Source organism: Paucidesulfovibrio longus DSM 6739 (assembly GCF_000420485.1).
GTDB classification, from domain to species: domain Bacteria; phylum Desulfobacterota; class Desulfovibrionia; order Desulfovibrionales; family Desulfovibrionaceae; genus Paucidesulfovibrio; species Paucidesulfovibrio longus.
Map to the genome: position 1 here is coordinate 333,898 of NZ_ATVA01000015.1, position 17,405 is coordinate 351,302.

Here is a 17,405-nt window from a genome sequence, read left to right on the forward strand (position 1 = left end):
TAGACCATCAGCCGGGCCGGGGCAAGCGCGCCTCTCGACCGCGGGCCGGGTTTCGGCTATCCTGCGCGCGATTTGCCCGGCGCCCAAAGGCCTTGCCACATTTCCCAGGAGAAACCGCCATGCCGTCCCTGTTCGACTCCCTGCCTCCCGCCCGCCGACACCTCGTGTTCTGCGTGCTCCTGGCCCTGGCCTTCTGCCTGCTGCACGGCGCCAAGGTCGACGACAGCGGCGTGGGCGGCGACGCCCGCGAATTCCTTTCCACGGCCTATCATCTCCAGCGGCACGGCGCCTTCTCCATGCAGCACAGCCCGGAGCCGCCCACGAACCTGGACGCCTACCGGCCGCCGGTCTACCCGCTCTTTCTGGCCGCCATTTTCGAGGCCACGCCCGGCCTGCGCGCGGACAGCTTCGGCTGGCTCTTCGACCCCGCCTCCTCCGGCCTGGAGGAGAACCACGGCCCGAAGATCCTGCGGGTGGTCAAGTATGCCCAGGTGCTGCTCTATCTCGGAGCCGCGTTCATGGCCATGTGGATGGCCGCGCGCATCACCGGGGACCGCCGCTGGGGCTACGCCGCCTTCGTCCTGACCATGCTGCACCCGTTCCTGGGCAGCTACGTCAACCGCTATTATTCGGAACTGGTGGCTTCGGTGATTCTGGCCGGGTTCAGCCTGCTCTTCTACCAGGCGGTGCGCCTGCGCAGCATCGGCTGGTTTCTCTCGGCGGGGCTCTGCCTGGGCGTGCTCGCGCTCACGCGGGCCCAGTGGTGGTATTGCGGCCCGGCCTGCGCGCTGTTCGCCGTGTTCGTGGCGATCATGCGCCGCAGGGAACGCGCCGCCTTCGGCAGGCTTCTGGTGGGGGCGCTGGCCATGTGCGTGGTCATGGCCGCCGTGGTCACGCCGTGGAAAATGCGCAACCAGGAACGCTTCGGCCGCAGCTTCATCACGGAGCGCGCGGGCATCGCCCTGGACCTGCGCTCGCGCTACGTAATGATGTCCGACACGGAAAACCTGGCCTCGTTCCTCTACTGGACGCGCATGAGCGAGCTGCGGGACGAGCTGCTGCCCAGCCTGATCCCTCCGGCGGAATACCGCAACCTCGTGCGCGAGGAAGGCTACTACGCGGCGGCCCTGCGCCGCAGCGGGGAATTGGAGGCAGAGTATCCGCGCGCCCAGGCCGACCAGATCCAGTTCCGGGAGGCTGCGGAACGCATTCTCGCCCACCCCTGGAACTACCTCAAGACCCTGCCCGCCATCACCTACCGGGGCATGATCGACGGCAATCTCTCGGTGCTCAACCTGCTGATCTGGTTCGTCTGCTTCCGCGTGGTCTTCGGGCTTCTGCGGCGGGGGCAATGGGAAACCCTGGCCGTCTACGCCCCGCTCATGGCCATGTGGGGCTTCGACTCGCTGGTGACGCACAACATCACCCGCTACAATTCGGTGGGTTCCGTGCTGCTCATGGTCGCCCTGGCCCACGGGCTCTGGCTGCGCCAGCAGAAGCGGGCCGGGCGCGGGGTCGGCGCGGGAAGCGCAGCGCCCTAGGAGCCTTCGCCGAGCAGGGTCCGGTAGATGTCCTTGAGCCGGGCCACGTACCGGGTCATGGTGTAGTTCTCGGCGAGGCGCTTCGCACTTACGGACATTTCCGTGCAGCGAGACGGGTTCGAAAGCAGTTCCACGAGCCGGGCCGCGATGCTTTCCGGCTCGGTGGTGCAGACGAGGGAACACTCGGACGCGATTTCGATGGACGGAACGTGCTCCGAGATGACCGCGGGCAGCCCGCAGAACATCGCCTCCACATGGGTCACGGGCAGCCCCTCGTAGTCCGAGGGCATGGCCAGCAGCGAGGCCGCCCGCAAAAAGCGCGGCACCTCGGAGTTGGGCCGATACCCCGCGAGCACGGCCCTGCCGTCCAGGCCGAGCTGGCTCTTGAGCTGCTCCAGGTCGTTGCGCAGGGGACCATCGCCCAGGATGACCAGCCCGGCGTCCGGAATGTCCTTCAGGACCAGGGCGAAAGCCCGCAGCAGCTTGTCGAAATTCTTCTGCTCCACCAGCCGCCCCACGCCCAGGATCACGGGACCGTCCAGCCCGAAGAGCGCCTGGAGATCGTGCGCGGGCACGTCGAGCTTGCTCGGATCCACAGCGTTGTAGAGCACCTGCATGGGCCTGCGGGCGAGGTTGTGTTCGCGCCGGATGGTTTCCAGGGCGGCCTTGGATACGGAAAGATAGAGGTCCGTGCGAAAGGAGAGCAGCTTGTTGATCAGGCGGCGGTGCAGCTTGCGCTCGCTTTTGACGTTTCGGATGTGGGTGATGACCGGGACGCCGAGGCCCCAGGCGGCCAGCCTGCCGAAATAGTCGCCGGAAAACTGGAGCGTGTGCACGATGTGGGGGCGGATGCGCACCAGTTCCTTGCGCACGTTGCTCGCCGTGGAGAGCCGCTGGGTCTTGAGAACCTTCTTGCTGTCCGCGGTGCAGACCACGTGCAGCCCGGCGTCGAAAAATTCCCGGGTCTTGCGGCCCGTTCCGGACACGTTGACGATGTGCGCCTCCACGTCCGGATCGTCCTGGAACGCGAGCCCCAGGTCGTAGAGCCAGTTTTCCACCCCGCCGAAGGGCAATCCGCCGATGACGTAGGCGACCCGGATTTTTTCAGGACTGGACATGATGCGTTTTCCCCCTTCTTGCGCGCCGGGCGGCGCGGCGGGGCCACCCTAACAGAATGGGCATGGATTGCAACGCGGCCCCTCGCGCGCCCCGGCTGGAATATCCTGCGGGCGCATTTTCACGCCAGGGAGTGATTGACCTTTTTCCGGTCTTGGTCAACAATGTTCATGTATGAAATTCGTCCGCTCCACAGGGGCTCCACAGGGGCTTTCCGGAGCGGTTCCGCAGATGGAGCAGACAAAATGCTGAGCATCGACGAGGTTTCCGGAGAGGCCATGACCATCCTGCTTGTTGAAGACAACGACGCCCACGCCGAACTTGTGATTCGCGGCCTGCGGGAGCAGCAGATGCTCAACCGCATCTGCCACGTGCAGGACGGCGAGGAGGCGCTGGACTACCTCTTCCGCAGGGGGGACTACGAAGACCCGGAAAAGAGCCCGCGTCCGGGCCTGATCCTGCTGGACCTGCGCCTCCCCAAGATCGACGGGCTCGAAGTTCTCAAGACCATCAAGAACAACGAGGAAATGCGCTCCATCCCCGTGGTCATCCTGACCACCAGCGAGGCGGACAGCGACGTGCAGGACGCCTACAAGCGCTACGCCAACAGCTACCTCGTCAAGCCCGTGGACTTCTCCAACTTCAACAGCCTGCTCTCGGACCTGGGCTTCTACTGGCTCGGCTGGAACCACCGGGCCAACTGACCCCCCCGCGAGAGAAACGCGACACGAGCTTCAGCCCGCCCCAAGCGGGCTTTTTGCGTTTCGGCGCACTCGGGCCGCCGCGCCGAAGGCGCCGCCCTCCCCCTCCTTGCGGGCCTCGTCCGTCTGCGCTACTCTGCTGCAATGCCATCCCCCCTGCCCCAAGAACGCATCGCCGAATTGACGGACAGCTTCGCCTCCTGGGTCGGCCTTTCGTCCCCCGGCCAGCAAATCCTGGCCGGAATCCTGCTCGCTGCCGTCGCCCTGGTCCTCTTCCTCGGCCTTTCCCTCTGGCTGCTGCGCGTTTCCTGGCGCAGGACAGAAAGCTGGGCCGAGCGGCGCAGCGGAGGCATGGACCCGGAAATCATGTCCCACACGCGCAGCTGGCTGCGCAATCTCCTGCTGCTGACCTCCCTGCGCGCCGCGCTGCATTTCGTGCCCTTCGGGCCGGTATCGGAACGCTGGATCGGCCACATCTTCCTCGCGGCACTGACCGTGACCACCATCAGCCTGAGCTTTTCGGGCTTCCGCTTCTCGCTGGAACTCTATCTCCGGCGGCGCGGCTCCTCGCTTGCCGAACACAAGAGCCGCGTGCTCCTGCCCGTGGTCAAGGGCGTGGCCTACATCCTGGCCGCGGTCTTCCTGCTCGACAACTACGGGGTCGAGATCGGAACGATCATGGCGGGCCTGGGCGTGGCCGGCGTGGCCGTGGGCTTTGCGGCGCAGGCCGTGCTCGGCGATCTCTTCAGCTATTTCGCCATCCTTTTCGACCGCCCCTTCCAGATCGGGGACTTCATCCTGGTCAACGACCAGATCCGCGGCAACATCGAGCACATCGGGCTGAAGACCTCGCGCATCCGCAGCCTGGACGGCGAGCAGATCATCATCTCCAACACGGACCTGACCAGTTCCAGGGTCAAGAATTATCGGCGCATGACCCGGCGGCGGGCCGTGTTTTTCTTCGGCGTGGTCTATTCCACGCCCCACGACGTGCTCGCCGCCATTCCCGGCTGGGTCCGGGAAATCATCTCGGAGGTTCCCCGCTGCGAGTTCGACCGGGCGCACTTCTTCCGCTTCGGCGACTCCAGCCTGGACTTCGAGGTCGTCTATTTTTTGAACACTCCGGAATACCTCGACTACATGGACGCGCAACAGGCCATCCATCTCGGCCTTGTCCGCCGCTTCGAGCAGGAAGGCGTGGACTTCGCCTTCCCGACGCGCACCGTACACCTGGCCGGGAACACCCCGCCGCCGCCCAGGAGCTGACATGTTCGACTTTCTGAAATGGCGCGAGGTCAAGAGCCACCAGCCGCCCGGCACCCTGATCTACGCCGGGCGCGAACACGGCTTCTCGCCCACGCTGCTGCACTTCGCCTACGACGAAAACGGCCTGGAAGAGACCTGCCTTGATCCGCAAGGGGAAAAGCCCGTCCTGGAAGACGGCAAGACCCGGTTTCTGCTGCTTTCCGGCGTGCACGACAGCGGCATCATGCTCCGGGTGGGCGAATGGTTCGGAATGCATTCCCTGCTGCTGGAAGACGTGATGAACACCACGCAGCGGCCGCACATGGAGCTTCCGGAGGACGGCATCTTTCTGGTCCTGCGGGACGTGAGCTTCGACCCGGAGGAAATCAAGCTCCAGTCCCAGCAGCTCTGCCTGTTCCTGACGGGCAACACCGTGGTCGCCTTCCAGGAGGACGAATCGCCCCGCTGGGAAGGGGTGCTCGGCCGCCTGCGCAAGGGGCGCGGGCGCATGCGCGGGGCCGGGCCGGAATATCTGCTCATCGCCCTGCTCGACGCGGTCGTGGACCGCAAATACGTCACCCTGGGCAGCATGAGCGAGGCGGCCCAGGATCTGGAAGACCGGCTCGACGGCAAGCCCAGCGAGGAATGCCTGCTGGAGCTTTACCGCCTCAAGCGCGAGGTCATCCTGCTGCGCAACCTGACTCTGCCCACGCGGGACATCCTGGACAAGCTCGGCGACCCGGACGAGGAGCTGCTCTCGCCCGACGTCCTGCCCTACCTGCACGACGTGCGCGGACACTCGGCCCAGGTCGCGGACGCGGTCCAGGCCCTGCACGAAATCCTGACCGGGATGCTCGACGTGCAGATCTCGCTCCAGGGCATGCGCATGAACAGCGTGATGAAGCTGCTCACGCTCATCGCCACCATCTTCATCCCCCTGACCTTCCTGGCGGGCATCTACGGCATGAACTTCGAGTTCATGCCGGAGCTGCGCTGGCGTTTCGGGTATCCCGCCCTGCTGCTGCTCATGAGCGTGGTCGCGGGCAGCATGCTCCTGTACTTCAAGCGCAAGGATTGGCTCTGACGCGCTGTCCCCGCGCCGAACCGAACGACCAAAAAAAAGCCCCGGAAACCGGGGCTTTTTTTAATCCGAATGAAGACGCTTACGCGTTGCGGCGCTGCGGGGCGCCCTGGGCGGCGTTCCGGGATTTTCCCCGGCCGCCGCGTCTGCCGCGGCGGGAACGTCCGGCTCCCTGATCTTCCTCGCCGTCGCGGCTGCGGGCGGGTCCGCTGCGGGCCGCGCCCGCGCGCTGCGGCTGCTCCAGGGGAGGCAGCGTACGCGCGTAGGGATTGTCCCGTGCGATGCGGTCGTCCGAAACGCTTCGAGCGGCGCGGCCTTCGGTGCCGCGCTCCTGTCCGGAAGCCTCCCGGGCCGCGCGGGGCTGCGCGGAGCTTCGACCTGCGCCGCGCCCGCCGCCCCGGCCGGCGTTCCGACCGTTATCGCGGCCATTGTTGCGTCCGGCGTTGCGCGCGGGGCCTCTGGCCTCGTCGCGCGGATCCGGGCGCTGTCCGGCGGCGCTGTAGTCGAAGCCGTCCAGCTTGCGGCGCTCGATGCTGCTGCCCAGGATGCGCTCGATGGCGCGCACCTGGAGCTCGTCCTCGCCCGTGACCAGGGTCAGGGCTTCGCCGCTGCGCTCGGCCCGGCCGGTGCGGCCGATGCGGTGGGTATAGGTTTCCGCCGTGTCCGGCAGGTCGAAGTTGATCACGTGGGAGATCTTTTCGCAGTCGATGCCGCGCGCCGCGATGTCCGTGGCGACCATGATGCGGTAGCTGCCGCGCCGGAACCCTTCCAGGGCCTCCTGGCGGCGGTTCTGCGAGAGGTTGCCCTGGAGCGAAGTGGCGGCCCAGCCCCGGTTCTCAAGCTTGCGGGCCAGCGATTTGGCGCGGTGCTTGGTGCGGGTGAAGACGAGCACGCAGTCGTGCTCGGTCTTGCGCAGGAGCGCCTCCAGCAGATTGGGCTTGAGGTGCGAGGGCACGGGGTAGAGCGCGTGGCTGACGGTCTTGGCCGGCGCGTTGTTGTCCACCTGCACGGTCACCGGGTTGCGCAGGACGCCGTCGGCCAGCGAGCGGATCTCGCGCGGCATGGTGGCGGAGAAGAGCAGGTTCTGACGGTCGCGCGGGAGGCGGCCGAGAATCCGGCGCAGGTCCGGCAGAAAGCCCATGTCGAACATGCGGTCCGCTTCGTCGATGACCAGGGTTTCCACCTGGGAAAGATCGGCGTCGCCGCGATTGAGCAGGTCGAGAAGTCGGCCCGGGCAGGCCACGCAGACCGTGGAGCGGGAAAGCGCCTTGATCTGGGGAACCACGCCCACGCCGCCGAAAACGGCGGAGCTGCGGATGCCGGTCTGTTTGCCCAGGGCCACGAAGCTCTCATGGATCTGGAGCGCCAGCTCGCGGGTCGGCGCGAGCACGAGAACGCGCACCGGGCCTTGCTTGGGCGCGTCGGTATTCAGCAGACGTTGCAGGATGGGCAGCACGAAGGCCGCGGTCTTGCCGGTTCCGGTCTGGGCCAGGCCGAGAACGTCGTGACCGGCGAGGACGTCCGGAATGGCGCGTCCCTGGATGGGGGTGGGGGAAACGTAACCGCAAGCGCGGATGCCCGAGCGGATGCGCTCGTCGAACGAAAAGGAATCAAAATTCACAGTATATCCTGGAATAAAAGGAAACTCGGTCGCCACGCGTGACGGCGGCGACGCAGCCGAGGTTCTCGGCTTGAATCAGGCGAAGGCTCTGGGACGAGGCGGAGCTTGGTCCGGTGTGGGAACAAAGTCGGCGACCGCGAATTCGCGGCGGCTGGGGCGCATGTCCAGTCACGCTGAGTTCGTTCCTATATACACATCCTGAAAGGATTGTAAACCCTCTTCTCTCTTCCCGGAAAATCAACTCAACGTAAGCGATTACATACTGACGCATAAAATATAACACACATAATCAGCCCGCCTTGCTACGCTCTGTCATCATCCGAGCCGCCACTTCTGTCCAAGGAGCGCCATGCCGACCACTCTCGAACGTGAATTCGCCGCCACCGCGCGCAGCTTCCTGCTGACCTTCATCTGTCTCGGACTCGTCACCGCGGCGGGAGTCTATACCCTCTACCGCCAGGATGTCCGGGAAAAGCACACTCTCTTGCTCCGGGAGCAGACCACCGCTGTCAATGCGCTCTCCCGTTCCGTGATCCGGGAGATGCGCAGCGTCTACCACGACCTCCGCCTGCTCGCCAGCCACTACGAGCTGCACGATTATTTGATGACGGGAAAAGCCGAGTCCAGCCACATGCTCGAATCCGAGATGATCGCCCTGGCCAGGATAACGGATTTCTACGACCAGATCCGGCTGCTCTCCCCCGACGGAATGGAACTGGTGCGCATCAATTACGACAACGGCTCGCCCAAGGCAGTGCCGCACGACCAATTGCAGAACAAGGCCAGCCGCTACTATTTCCAGGAAACCGCAAAGCTTCAACAGGGAGACATCTACGTCTCCCCCTTCGACCTGAACGTGGAGCACGGAAGGATCGAACAGCCCATCAAGCCCATGATCCGCGTGGGCATGAGCCTGCGCGACAAAAACGGCAAACTCCAGGCCGTACTGATCCTCAACTACCTGGGCCAGCGTCTGCGCGACGCCGTGCGCAGGACCGCGCTCCGCGCCAGCGCCGTGCCCATCATGCTCAACAAGGACGGCTATTACCTGCTCGGCCCCAGCCCCCAAGACGAATGGGCGTTCATGTACGAAGGCCGCGAGACGCGCTCCTTCGCGCACGCCCGGCCCCAGGCCTGGGAACGTATCAGCAACACCTTCAACGGGCAGCTGGAAGAACCCGAAGGACTCTATACCTATTCCACGGTTTTCGCGGCTCCTCCCGCCGCAGGAGCGCGCCGCGGCCTGGACGCGCGGCAATGGAAGATCCTCAGCTTCGTTCCGGCCAAGGTGATGAACTTCCACAAGGAAAGGCAGGAAAAATACGCGACCCTTTTTCTCGGCGGCCTGCTCATATCCCTTTTCGCCGCGTCCATGCGCGCACGGCTGGTGCGCTCCAACGTCCGCGCCCGCGCCCACCTGGAAACCGCCCGCCAGCTCGCCGTGGACGCCAACAGGGCCAAGAGCGAATTTCTGGCGCGCATGAGCCATGAAATCCGCACGCCCATGAACGCGGTCATCGGCATGACCTATCTGGCCCTGCGCACGGAGCTGACCCCCAAGCAGCAGGACTATCTGCGCAAAATAGATCTCTCCGCCAAATCCCTGCTCGGCATCATCAACGAGGTTCTGGATTTCTCCAAGATCGAATCCGGCCAGCTCGTGCTCGAACACACCGAGTTCCAGCTCGACAACGTGGTCAACAACGCCGTGAGCATCGTGAGCCTGAACGCCGAGGAGAAAGGCCTCGAACTCGTGGTCATGGTCCGCAGCGAGGTGCCGAACAATCTCCTTGGCGACCCGCACCGGCTCGGCCAGGTTCTGCTCAACCTCCTGGGCAACGCCGTCAAATTCACCGAGAAAGGCGAAGTCCTCCTGAGCGTGGACCTCATTGAGCGCCACGGGGACACCGCACTGCTGGAATTCGCGGTGCGCGACACGGGCATCGGCATCACGCCGGAACAGGCCAAAAATCTCTTCCACCCCTTCAACCAGGCCGACGGCTCCATCACCCGCAAGTTCGGGGGAACCGGCCTGGGCCTGACCATCAGCCAGCGCATCGTGGAGCTGATGGGCGGCGAGATAACCCTGGACAGCGCTCCCGGCAAGGGCAGCCGGTTTTCATTCCGCATTTCCGCTGCAATCCAGCCCGGAAAAACCAGGGACCAGTTTCTATCGCCCATTGAAATGCGCGGGATGCGCATCCTCGCCGTGGACGACAACAACATCTCCCGCGTGGTGCTGACCAAGATCCTGGAAACGTTCGGATTTCGTTGCGACGCTGCGGAAAGCGCGTTCACGGCGCTTACGCTGCTCGAAAAGGCCCATACGGAAAACGATCCTTACCGCCTGGTCGTCACGGACTGGCGCATGCCCGGCATGGACGGACTCGACCTGGCCGCCAGGATAAAGAGCGACGAAAAGCTCTCCCCTCCTCCCAAGGTGATCATGCTCACCGCTCACGGCCAGGACGAAGCCATGCACCGGGCGGAGCAGCTCGCCCTGGACGGGTTCATGCTCAAGCCCTTCAACCGCTCGATCCTCTTCGACACCATCATGTCCCTGTTCATCAGCTCCAAAACGGAAGATACGGGGGTACCCCCGCGCGTTCCGCGCCACCAGAACGCCGCGGGCGTGCCCGACGCCATCCAGGGCGCGCATCTGCTGCTCGTGGAAGACAACGCCATCAACCAGCAGGTGGCGCTGGAGATTCTGGAAAGCGCGGGACTCAGCGCAGATGTGGCCGCAAATGGAGAAGAGGCCGTGCGCATGGTCTTCGAAAAGCATTACGACGCCCTGCTCATGGACATCCAGATGCCGGGAATGGACGGATATCAGGCCACGCGCATGATCCGCTCCTCGCCGGAATTCGACCGCCTTCCCATCATCGCCATGACGGCCCACGCCCTCAGCTCGGACATGAAGCGCTGCCATGCCGCGGGCATGAACGACTACGTGGCCAAGCCCATCGATCCGGACAAGCTCATGCTCACCCTCGGCCGCTGGGTGGATGTGAGCAGGCCGCAAGAAAACGTGCACCCGCGCCCCACGGAAGACGACGACATCTGCGAAGGGGAGCTCTGCGTCCAGGGCGTGGACGTCCACGGCGCCCTGACCCGCCTGCGGGGCAACAAGAACCTGCTCATCCGGCTCTTGCGCAACTTCGCCTCGGAATGCGGCGACATGCTCCAGGACATCGAGCGCATGCTCGGCAAGGGACAGCGGGCCGGAGCGCAGCGGCAGATACATGCGCTCAAGGGCGTGGCCGGAAACATCGGCGTGGTCGCCGTGGAAAAGGCGGCAACGCGGCTTGAAGGCCTGCTCAAGGATCCCGAAGCCGACCTCGGCTTTTCCCTGGCCGAATTGCAGGAAGCCATCGCGAGTTTCGTGCAGGCGATGCAACTCGCCCTTCCGGACGTGGCCTCCCCTGCTTCGCCCCAGAAAAGAAGGACTCCTCCGAACTTCGAGGAATTGCCGGACTTGCAGGGTCCGCTGGACGAGCTTCGAGAGCTCATCGAACTCGCGGACATCTCTACGGAATAATCGACAATCTGCGCGCGGTGCATCCGGATCACACGGATCGGTTGGCGCAAAAACTTGCGGCCTTTGATTTTCCCGGTGCGCAAGAAGAGCTGGAATACATCATCGCCGAATATGAAAAACGGAGCGAAGCCAGACAATGACTGAAAAGGCACGCATTCTCATCGTGGACGACCAGCCGTTCAACATCGAAGTGCTCAGCGAGCTGTTGCTCGTGGATTTCGATATCAGCGTCGCTGTCAACGGGCCCGACGCCCTGGAGCTGGTCTACGGAAAAACGCCGCCGGACCTGATCCTGCTCGACATCATGATGCCCGGATTGGACGGGTACTCCGTATGCCGTCTGCTCAAGTCGGACCCGCGCTCGCGCGACATTCCGGTGCTCTTCGTCACGGCCATGAGCGCCCCGGAGGACGAAGCCCACGGCCTGGAACTCGGAGCCGTGGACTACATCACCAAACCCTTCAGCGCGCCCATCGTGCTTGCCCGCATCAAGACGCACCTGTCCATGGCCAGCGAAAAGAAAATGCTCGAGCTGGCGGTGCGCGAACACACACGGGAACTGCGCCAGGCCAAGGAGGCGGCGGAGCAGGCCAACAAGGCCAAGAGCGCCTTTCTCTGCAACATGAGCCACGAACTGCGCACGCCGCTCAACGGCATCATCGGCATGACCCAGCTTCTGCTCGGCAACGACCCCACCACCGAGCAGGAAGCCTTCCTCATGGACGCGCTCGGAGCGGCCCAGCATCTGCTCGCCCTGGTGGAAGACCTGCTCCAGCTCTCCTCGCTGGAATCGGGCAACGTGCCGTTCAGGCCCGCCGAGGCCAGCCTCGAAGAATCGATCACTCCGCTTCTCGCCATGTACGGCAAGCAGGCCATGGACAAGGGGCTGGAATTCTCCTGGGACATCGACCCCTCCGTTCCGGACCGGCTGTTCATGGACGCGCCCAAGGTGCGGCAGGTGCTCATCAACCTGCTCAACAACGCCCTGCGCTTCACCATGCACGGCGAGGTGGAGATGACCGTCTACGAGTGGGCCTGCGAAACAGCCCCGGACGGGAAAGGCCCCGCCGGGCTGGTGCTCTGCTTCCTCATCCGCGACACGGGCATCGGCATTCCCCCGGACAAGCTGCACGACATCTTCGAGGCCTTCAGCATCGGCGAGGACTTCATGACCAAGCGGCACAGCCGGGCCGGACTCGGACTGGCCATAGCCAACCAACTCGTCAAACGGATGGGCGGAACCATCTGGCTGGAAAGCGTCGTGGGACAGGGCTCGAACGTCTTCTTCACCGTGCCCTGCCGACCTTGCGGCGAGGAATGAAGCAAGCGGCCCGGCGCTTTCGCGCCGGGCCGCTCTCCCGTCAATCCACTTCGCGATAAACGCGCGTTTTCACGGAATCGGGCATGACCCCCTCCGTGAATTCCCCGAGAACGGCGTCCTCCAGCAGGGAGCTGCGCCGGTGCGCTTCCACGTCGTCCCATGTCTCCCAGACGGACTCGAAGAAGATGTTGATCCTGTCTTCCAGGTTCACGGAATAGCCCGCGCGGGAGGTGACGAACCCAATCTCGCCCGGAAGCAGGCTGCGCAGATAGCCGAGACTGCGCTCCAGCGAAGAGCCGACCTCAAGTTCCCTGGCCCTGTCCATGCCGATGTCGAAATGCAGATGGTAGATGAAGGCCATGCGCTTCCCCCTATCTCGGCGACCAGTACGCGATGATGTAATAGACCCACCAGGCCAGCACGCCGATGATCGTCAGCTTGACGATGGGCGGCAATCCTCCGCCCGCCTCCTGGATGGTTCCGGCGAAGCTGTCGATGTAGCCGTCGGGCTTGATGGCGGCGGCGTCCTCCCCGGAGGGATCGGGCCGGTGGCCCTTGCTGCCCGGCAGTGTCTTGGCCCGGTGCGAGCGCAGGCCCAGCACCACGCCGAAAGCCAGCAGGACCAGGGCGCTGCCGATGATCCAATACAATTCGGTCCAATATTGCAACACGTTGTTAGTCACGGTGTCCTCCAGGTTCATTCGTCGGCCAGGGGGCGGGGTCGCGGTCGTCGAGCATCTCGAACTTGGCCTGCTCCACGTTGCGGAACTGGCCGCTGCGCAGGCCCCAGCCCAACAGGACCAGGCCCACGCTGATCACGAACGCGCTGAAACCAAGCAGCACCCACATTCCTTCAGGCATCATTCCCCCTTTTCCGAAGCGTTCAAGGACTTGGTCACGTAGGCCGCGGCGTCCCAGATGTCGCCGTCCGGCAGCAGCCAGCGGAACGGGGCCATGACCGTTTCGGGCACGCCCTCCATGGTCCGCCAGAAGACGTAGCCCATGCCCATCCCGGCGGGATAGGGCGCGGGCGCGGCAGCCATGCTCATGGCGGTTCCGGGGCCGCCGCCCTTGCCGTCGTCGCCGTGGCAGGTGGCGCAATAGACGCCGTAGACTTCCTTGCCGTGCTCCGTCGATATCTCATGCCCTTCGCCGAGCCAGTTCTCCTCGCTCAGGGTCATGTAGTCCGCGGCCACCTTGCCCGTGGCGAAAACGCTGAGGGCCACCTTGCCCGTCTGCATCTCCCCGTTGCCGGACATGTCCATGGAACCGGACATATCGCCCATATCGCCCATGCCGCCCATGAACGTATCCATGAGGTACTTGATCAGATCCCAGCGTTCCCGCCAGGGCAGGAACTCGCCCCAGGCGGGCATGGCCGTGTCCTGGATGCCGTAGCTGATCTTGGCCATGTGCTCGCCCAAGGATTCCGGCCCCATCTTCTCGTCGCGCATCTCGCGGAAATCAGCGGGCTTTGGATCCAGAACCTGTCCGGCCCAGCCCTTTCCGTCTCCGGCGGGACCGTGGCAGCGGGAACAGTTCACCAGGAAGGCTTTCTTGCCCCGCTCGTAGTTCACGCCCTGCGGGTATTTCTGCGACTTGAACACTTCGGGGAAAACGAAGTCCTCGCCTTCGGCCGGAGCCTTGGGAGCCTTCTCCGTCTGCGTGAACACCGTGCGCACGTAATGCACCACGTCCCAAATCTCCTTCTCGCCGTATTCCACCTTCCAGGCGGGCATGGCGCTCCAGGGCAAGCCCTCGCTGACGCGCCAGAAGTAGTCGTCGTCCTTGAAGTCGGGCTTGTCCACGGTGCCGTAGCTGCCGTCGCCGAAGTCCGGCGGCCTGGGCTGGAGGAAATCGGCGTAGGGGCCTTCTCCCCTGCCTGCCGGGCCGTGGCAGACCAGGCATTCGCGGGTGAAGATGTGCTTGCCGTTTTCAAGCGAGGCGATGCTCTGCGGCTCCGGGTTGGTCATGCCCGCATACGGAGCGGGCACGTCGCCCTCATCCGGGTCGCGCATCGCGGGACGCGAGAAGATGCTGCGCACATAGCGGATGACGGCCCAGCGTTCATGCGGGGTCAGGCTTTCCTTCCACGGCGGCATGACCGTGCCCTGCACGCCTTCGGAAACATGCCAGTACCATTGCTCGGCGGGCATGTTCTTGAACGGCTCCTGCTTGAAGTCCGCCGGGGTGACCACCAGCGTGCCGCCGTAGGAACCCAGGCCGTTTCCGGAGCAGCCGTGGCAGGTCATGCAGCGGGAAACATACAGTTCCTTGCCTTCCTGCAATCCAGCCGCTTCCCAGGTGGGCCAGCCCGCGGCAACGCCTTCGGCCGGAACCGCCAGCGCCGGAGCCGGGTCAGGATCCGTTTCCCCCTCGTAGGGCGCGGGAGGCTCGATCATGCGTTCCATGGCCACACGGTCCCCATGATCGAAGAGATAATGCGAAACCGCTTCCAGATCCTCCTCCGAGAGGAAGGAGTAGCGCGGCATGATCGAAAGCGGGGAATACTTGCGCGGGTTCTTGAGGTGTTCGATCTCCCAGGTGCGGCTGCGCTTGCGGCCCACGTAGGAAAGGTCCGGCCCGGTGCGTTCCGAGCCCAGGGTCAGAGGGCTGTCGAACACGAAATCGCCGCCGTTCGAAACCGGCCCCATGGCGTTGTCGCTCTCGCGGACATACTGCGTATGGCAGTAGTTGCAGCCGTTGGAATAATAGACCTTGTGCCCGCGCTCCTGCACCGCGTCGTAGGGATGCGCGATGATGGACTGCTTCGGAGCCCACATCATGTCCGGCATGAACACGACCATGAGCACCATGATGCTGAAGACCACCATCCCGCCGAAAACAGTGAAGCGGAAAGTCATCTTCATGACGCCACCTCCTGTCCGGCGCCCGGCTCAGCCACAGGCAGGCCGGGTTCCACGATGGGCTTGCCCGCGAAGTAGGTCAGCAGCACGTTCCAGGAAAAGAGAATGAAGCTGATGACCACGAGCACGCCGCCGATGGCCCGCAGAGCCATGAACGGCCGCAGGCCGGGCAGCACGCTCCAGATGGGCAGGCCCTGGTGAATCCAGGCCGAACCCTGCACGATTCCGGTCAGGAAGAATCCGCCGAAGAAGAAAAGAAAGCCGATGAAATAAACGCTGTACTGCACGTTGACCAGCGCGCGGCTGTAGAGTCCGCGTCCGAGTATGCGCGGCATGATGTAGAAGATGCCGCCCATGACCGTGGAGGCCGCGAAGAACATCAGCGCGAGGTGCGCGTGGCCGGGCACGTACTGCGTGAAGTGCGTGAGGTTGTTGATGGCCCGCAGGGACTGGTGCGACCCCTGGTAGGAGACGAGCACGTAGGCGGCCCAGCCCGTGACGGCGAAGCGCAGCGGAATGCTGGAGAAGAAGCGGTTCCAGTTGCCGCGCATGGTCAGGAAGATGTTCATCATGATCGCCAGAACCGGGATGACCATGCCGATGCTCTCGGCCACGCCGAAGGTCTTCAGCCAATAGGGAATGGGCGACCAGAGCAGATGGTGCGCGCCCACGCCCGTATAGAAGAAGATGATGCCCCAGAAGCCCACCAGGGACAGCACGTGGCTGTAGAGCGGGGTGCGCGTGTCCAGGGGGATGAGGTAGTAGATCACCGGAAGCAGGCCCGTCGTGAACCAGAGGCCCAGGACATTGTGGCCGTAGAACCAGTTGTAGAAGGAATCGTTGATGCCGACCGACGCGCCCGCGGGCACGTTCCACATCACGTTGCCGATGAAGTAGAGGATCGGCATCCAGATGACCGTGCCGGTGATATACCAGAGGCTGACGTAGAGCTTCTTTTCCACCCTGTGGGCGATGGTCATGTAGATATTCAAAAGATTCAGGAGCAAGACGATCATCACGCCCACGTCAACGATCCAGGGAAGTTCCGCATATTCGCGGCTCTGCGTGTTGCCGTTCAGTATGGACGCTATGCCGAGCAGCATGGCCGCGTTCCAAAGCAGCATGCAGACGTTGCCGAGCTTCTCGCTCCAGATTCTGCGTCCGGTGAGCTTCGGGACGATATAGTACCATGCGCCCATCATGCCCATGGAAAGCCAGGCGAACATCACCGTGTTGGTATGCGCCTGGCGCAATCTGCCGAAAACGAGCCAGGGCACGCCCTGGAACATGTCCGGAAATACGAATTCCAGCGCCAGGACAAGACCCATGAGGGTTCCCAGCACCACCCAGAGGCTTGCGGAGAGCATGAAATTCAGGCTCGCACTGTTTTGTTTGTCGAACATGCAATACTCCAGACTATAGTTCGGTTCTCTAGAACATTTAAAATGACGACAAATGACTAATGTACAATATTAATCCGAGAAATGACGGTCGCATTCAACGTTCAACGCCAATATGGACAACCACAATTTCTTCAAATAAGCGCACTCTAATCCACTGATTGCTTTTATGTCAATTGAACCTGTTTTTTCGTGTTTATTTTTTTGTCACAAAACCCTTCACAGACAACGTATTGCAAACGAAAACAATGCATCTGCCTTGCGTCAACAATTCTTCGGACAAAGCTGCCTCGCCGTCATCAGTCCCCTTTTGCGATCGAATCGGTTCGAAGGCCGCCATCCGGCCGGAACGCATTGAACTTGTTCATGCGCGGTGGTATCGGTCGATACAGGATGCATAATTTGTAGCTGCGGGACAGCCGGGCGCGAAACGCCGGGAGCATGACGGAAACAGCGAAAGGAGCAGGCATGAAGTCAGCCGGAAAAATCCATCTCGTCCTCTGCTGCATTGCGGCGCTGCTGCTGGCGGGCCTGCCCGCGCGTGCGGCCCAGCCTGGGCAGGGCGGAGCGGACCGCCCCCTGGAAATGGTCAAGGCCATCTACGCCCCCTACCTTGGCAAGGCTCCCATGACCGCCTCCTGGCTGGACCAGCTGGCTCCCATCGCCGCGCCCAGGCTCGCGGCCCTGCTGGAGCGCGAACGCTCCTGCCAGGCGCAGTACCTCAAGGCCTGCAAATATCTCTTCGACGTGATCGCCAACGGCGAAAAGCCCGACGTGCGCGGCCTGCAACTGCAACTGGCCGCGCCCAGCAAGGAAACCATGGAAATCGCCGCCATGTTTACGAACAACGGCGCGCCTGCGCGGCTGGTCTACCAATTCCGGAAGATGGGCGGCAAATGGCTGCTGGAAGATATCCGCTCCATGGAAGGCGAGACATGGAGCCTCGTGAAGCTGCTGCAATGAGGTGAGAA

At 63.6% G+C, this 17,405-nt stretch carries 14 protein-coding genes; 7 read left to right on the forward strand and 7 right to left on the reverse strand.

The genetic code is table 11. The annotated features are described in order from the left end of the window. Nucleotides 1-119: 119 nt before the first annotated feature. Nucleotides 120-1,541: a hypothetical protein gene (locus G452_RS0112550; protein ID WP_022662615.1), complete on the forward strand. Its 1,422-nt coding sequence runs from the start codon at nt 120-122 to the stop codon at nt 1,539-1,541. Here the strand turns inward: G452_RS0112550 and G452_RS0112555 are convergent. Continuing rightward, entirely contained in the window at nt 1,538-2,659 is a 1,122-nt protein-coding gene (locus tag G452_RS0112555) for a glycosyltransferase (protein ID WP_022662616.1), read from the reverse strand. The genes G452_RS0112550 and G452_RS0112555 overlap by 4 nt on opposite strands. Before the next feature lie 243 nt (nt 2,660-2,902). Here G452_RS0112555 and G452_RS0112560 point away from each other — a divergent pair, with 243 nt between their 5' ends. The 3 genes from G452_RS0112560 (at nt 2,903) to corA (ending at nt 5,687) form a co-directional block, all read left to right on the forward strand. Beyond that, the gene (locus G452_RS0112560; protein ID WP_022662617.1) at nt 2,903-3,361 is read left to right on the forward strand and encodes a response regulator; all 459 of its coding nucleotides are present in this window, start codon (nt 2,903-2,905) and stop codon (nt 3,359-3,361) included. A gap of 141 nt (nt 3,362-3,502) precedes the next feature. Then, nucleotides 3,503-4,624, forward strand: coding sequence for a mechanosensitive ion channel family protein (locus G452_RS20725; RefSeq protein WP_081650602.1), 1,122 nt, complete (start codon nt 3,503-3,505; stop codon nt 4,622-4,624). Nucleotide 4,625: 1 nt separating this feature from the next. Next, nucleotides 4,626-5,687 carry a magnesium/cobalt transporter CorA gene (gene corA, locus G452_RS0112570; protein WP_022662619.1) on the forward strand — a complete coding sequence of 354 codons (1,062 nt, stop codon included), beginning with the start codon at nt 4,626-4,628 and terminating at the stop codon, nt 5,685-5,687. Nucleotides 5,688-5,766: 79 nt separating this feature from the next. Here the strand turns inward: corA and G452_RS19445 are convergent, their stop codons facing one another. Next, the gene (locus G452_RS19445) at nt 5,767-7,305 is read right to left on the reverse strand and encodes a DEAD/DEAH box helicase (RefSeq protein WP_022662620.1); all 1,539 of its coding nucleotides are present in this window, start codon (nt 7,303-7,305) and stop codon (nt 5,767-5,769) included. Between the two features lie 349 nt (nt 7,306-7,654). On the opposite strand from G452_RS19445, the gene G452_RS19450 reads away from it, so the two are divergent. Continuing rightward, complete coding sequence (locus tag G452_RS19450; RefSeq protein ID WP_022662621.1) at nt 7,655-10,846, forward strand: hybrid sensor histidine kinase/response regulator; 3,192 nt, start codon at nt 7,655-7,657, stop codon at nt 10,844-10,846. A gap of 136 nt (nt 10,847-10,982) precedes the next feature. After that, nucleotides 10,983-12,167 (forward strand): hybrid sensor histidine kinase/response regulator, encoded by a 1,185-nt coding sequence (locus G452_RS19455; RefSeq protein ID WP_022662623.1) that lies wholly within the window; start codon nt 10,983-10,985, stop codon nt 12,165-12,167. 40 nt (nt 12,168-12,207) lie between these two features. Here G452_RS19455 and G452_RS0112590 read toward each other — a convergent pair whose 3' ends face one another. Genes G452_RS0112590 through G452_RS19460 form a run of 5 tightly spaced genes read right to left on the reverse strand, consistent with a single transcriptional unit; the run spans nt 12,208 to nt 16,437 of the window. After that, nucleotides 12,208-12,528 carry a hypothetical protein gene (locus G452_RS0112590; RefSeq protein WP_022662624.1) on the reverse strand — a complete coding sequence of 107 codons (321 nt, stop codon included), beginning with the start codon at nt 12,526-12,528 and terminating at the stop codon, nt 12,208-12,210. 10 nt (nt 12,529-12,538) lie between these two features. Further along, nucleotides 12,539-12,850 (reverse strand): hypothetical protein, encoded by a 312-nt coding sequence (locus G452_RS0112595; protein ID WP_155887707.1) that lies wholly within the window; start codon nt 12,848-12,850, stop codon nt 12,539-12,541. Next, on the reverse strand, nt 12,843-13,028 hold the full coding sequence (locus G452_RS21155) for a cbb3-type cytochrome oxidase assembly protein (protein WP_162141307.1): 186 nt from the start codon (nt 13,026-13,028) through the stop codon (nt 12,843-12,845). Before G452_RS21155 ends, G452_RS0112595 begins: the two co-directional genes overlap by 8 nt. Next, complete coding sequence (locus G452_RS0112605) at nt 13,028-15,037, reverse strand: c-type cytochrome (protein ID WP_022662627.1); 2,010 nt, start codon at nt 15,035-15,037, stop codon at nt 13,028-13,030. Before G452_RS0112605 ends, G452_RS21155 begins: the two co-directional genes overlap by 1 nt. Then, a complete protein-coding gene (locus tag G452_RS19460) occupies nt 15,034-16,437 on the reverse strand; it encodes a cbb3-type cytochrome c oxidase subunit I (RefSeq protein WP_022662628.1) in 1,404 nt (467 codons plus the stop codon). Before G452_RS19460 ends, G452_RS0112605 begins: the two co-directional genes overlap by 4 nt. Before the next feature lie 465 nt (nt 16,438-16,902). Between G452_RS19460 and G452_RS0112615 the strand changes: the two genes are divergently transcribed. After that, on the forward strand, nt 16,903-17,397 hold the full coding sequence (locus tag G452_RS0112615) for a hypothetical protein (RefSeq protein WP_022662629.1): 495 nt from the start codon (nt 16,903-16,905) through the stop codon (nt 17,395-17,397). Nucleotides 17,398-17,405: the final 8 nt, after the last annotated feature.

Coding starts and splice junctions, on each gene's coding strand:
- G452_RS0112550 (WP_022662615.1), top strand. CDS start 120: ATGCCGTCCCTGTTCGACTCCCTGCCTCCCGCCCGCCGACACCTCGTG.
- G452_RS0112555 (WP_022662616.1), bottom strand. CDS start 2,659: ATGTCCAGTCCTGAAAAAATCCGGGTCGCCTACGTCATCGGCGGATTG.
- G452_RS0112560 (WP_022662617.1), top strand. CDS start 2,903: ATGCTGAGCATCGACGAGGTTTCCGGAGAGGCCATGACCATCCTGCTT.
- G452_RS20725 (WP_081650602.1), top strand. CDS start 3,503: ATGCCATCCCCCCTGCCCCAAGAACGCATCGCCGAATTGACGGACAGC.
- corA (WP_022662619.1), top strand. CDS start 4,626: ATGTTCGACTTTCTGAAATGGCGCGAGGTCAAGAGCCACCAGCCGCCC.
- G452_RS19450 (WP_022662621.1), top strand. CDS start 7,655: ATGCCGACCACTCTCGAACGTGAATTCGCCGCCACCGCGCGCAGCTTC.
- G452_RS19455 (WP_022662623.1), top strand. CDS start 10,983: ATGACTGAAAAGGCACGCATTCTCATCGTGGACGACCAGCCGTTCAAC.
- G452_RS0112590 (WP_022662624.1), bottom strand. CDS start 12,528: ATGGCCTTCATCTACCATCTGCATTTCGACATCGGCATGGACAGGGCC.
- G452_RS21155 (WP_162141307.1), bottom strand. CDS start 13,028: ATGCCTGAAGGAATGTGGGTGCTGCTTGGTTTCAGCGCGTTCGTGATC.
- G452_RS0112605 (WP_022662627.1), bottom strand. CDS start 15,037: ATGAAGATGACTTTCCGCTTCACTGTTTTCGGCGGGATGGTGGTCTTC.
- G452_RS19460 (WP_022662628.1), bottom strand. CDS start 16,437: ATGTTCGACAAACAAAACAGTGCGAGCCTGAATTTCATGCTCTCCGCA.
- G452_RS0112615 (WP_022662629.1), top strand. CDS start 16,903: ATGAAGTCAGCCGGAAAAATCCATCTCGTCCTCTGCTGCATTGCGGCG.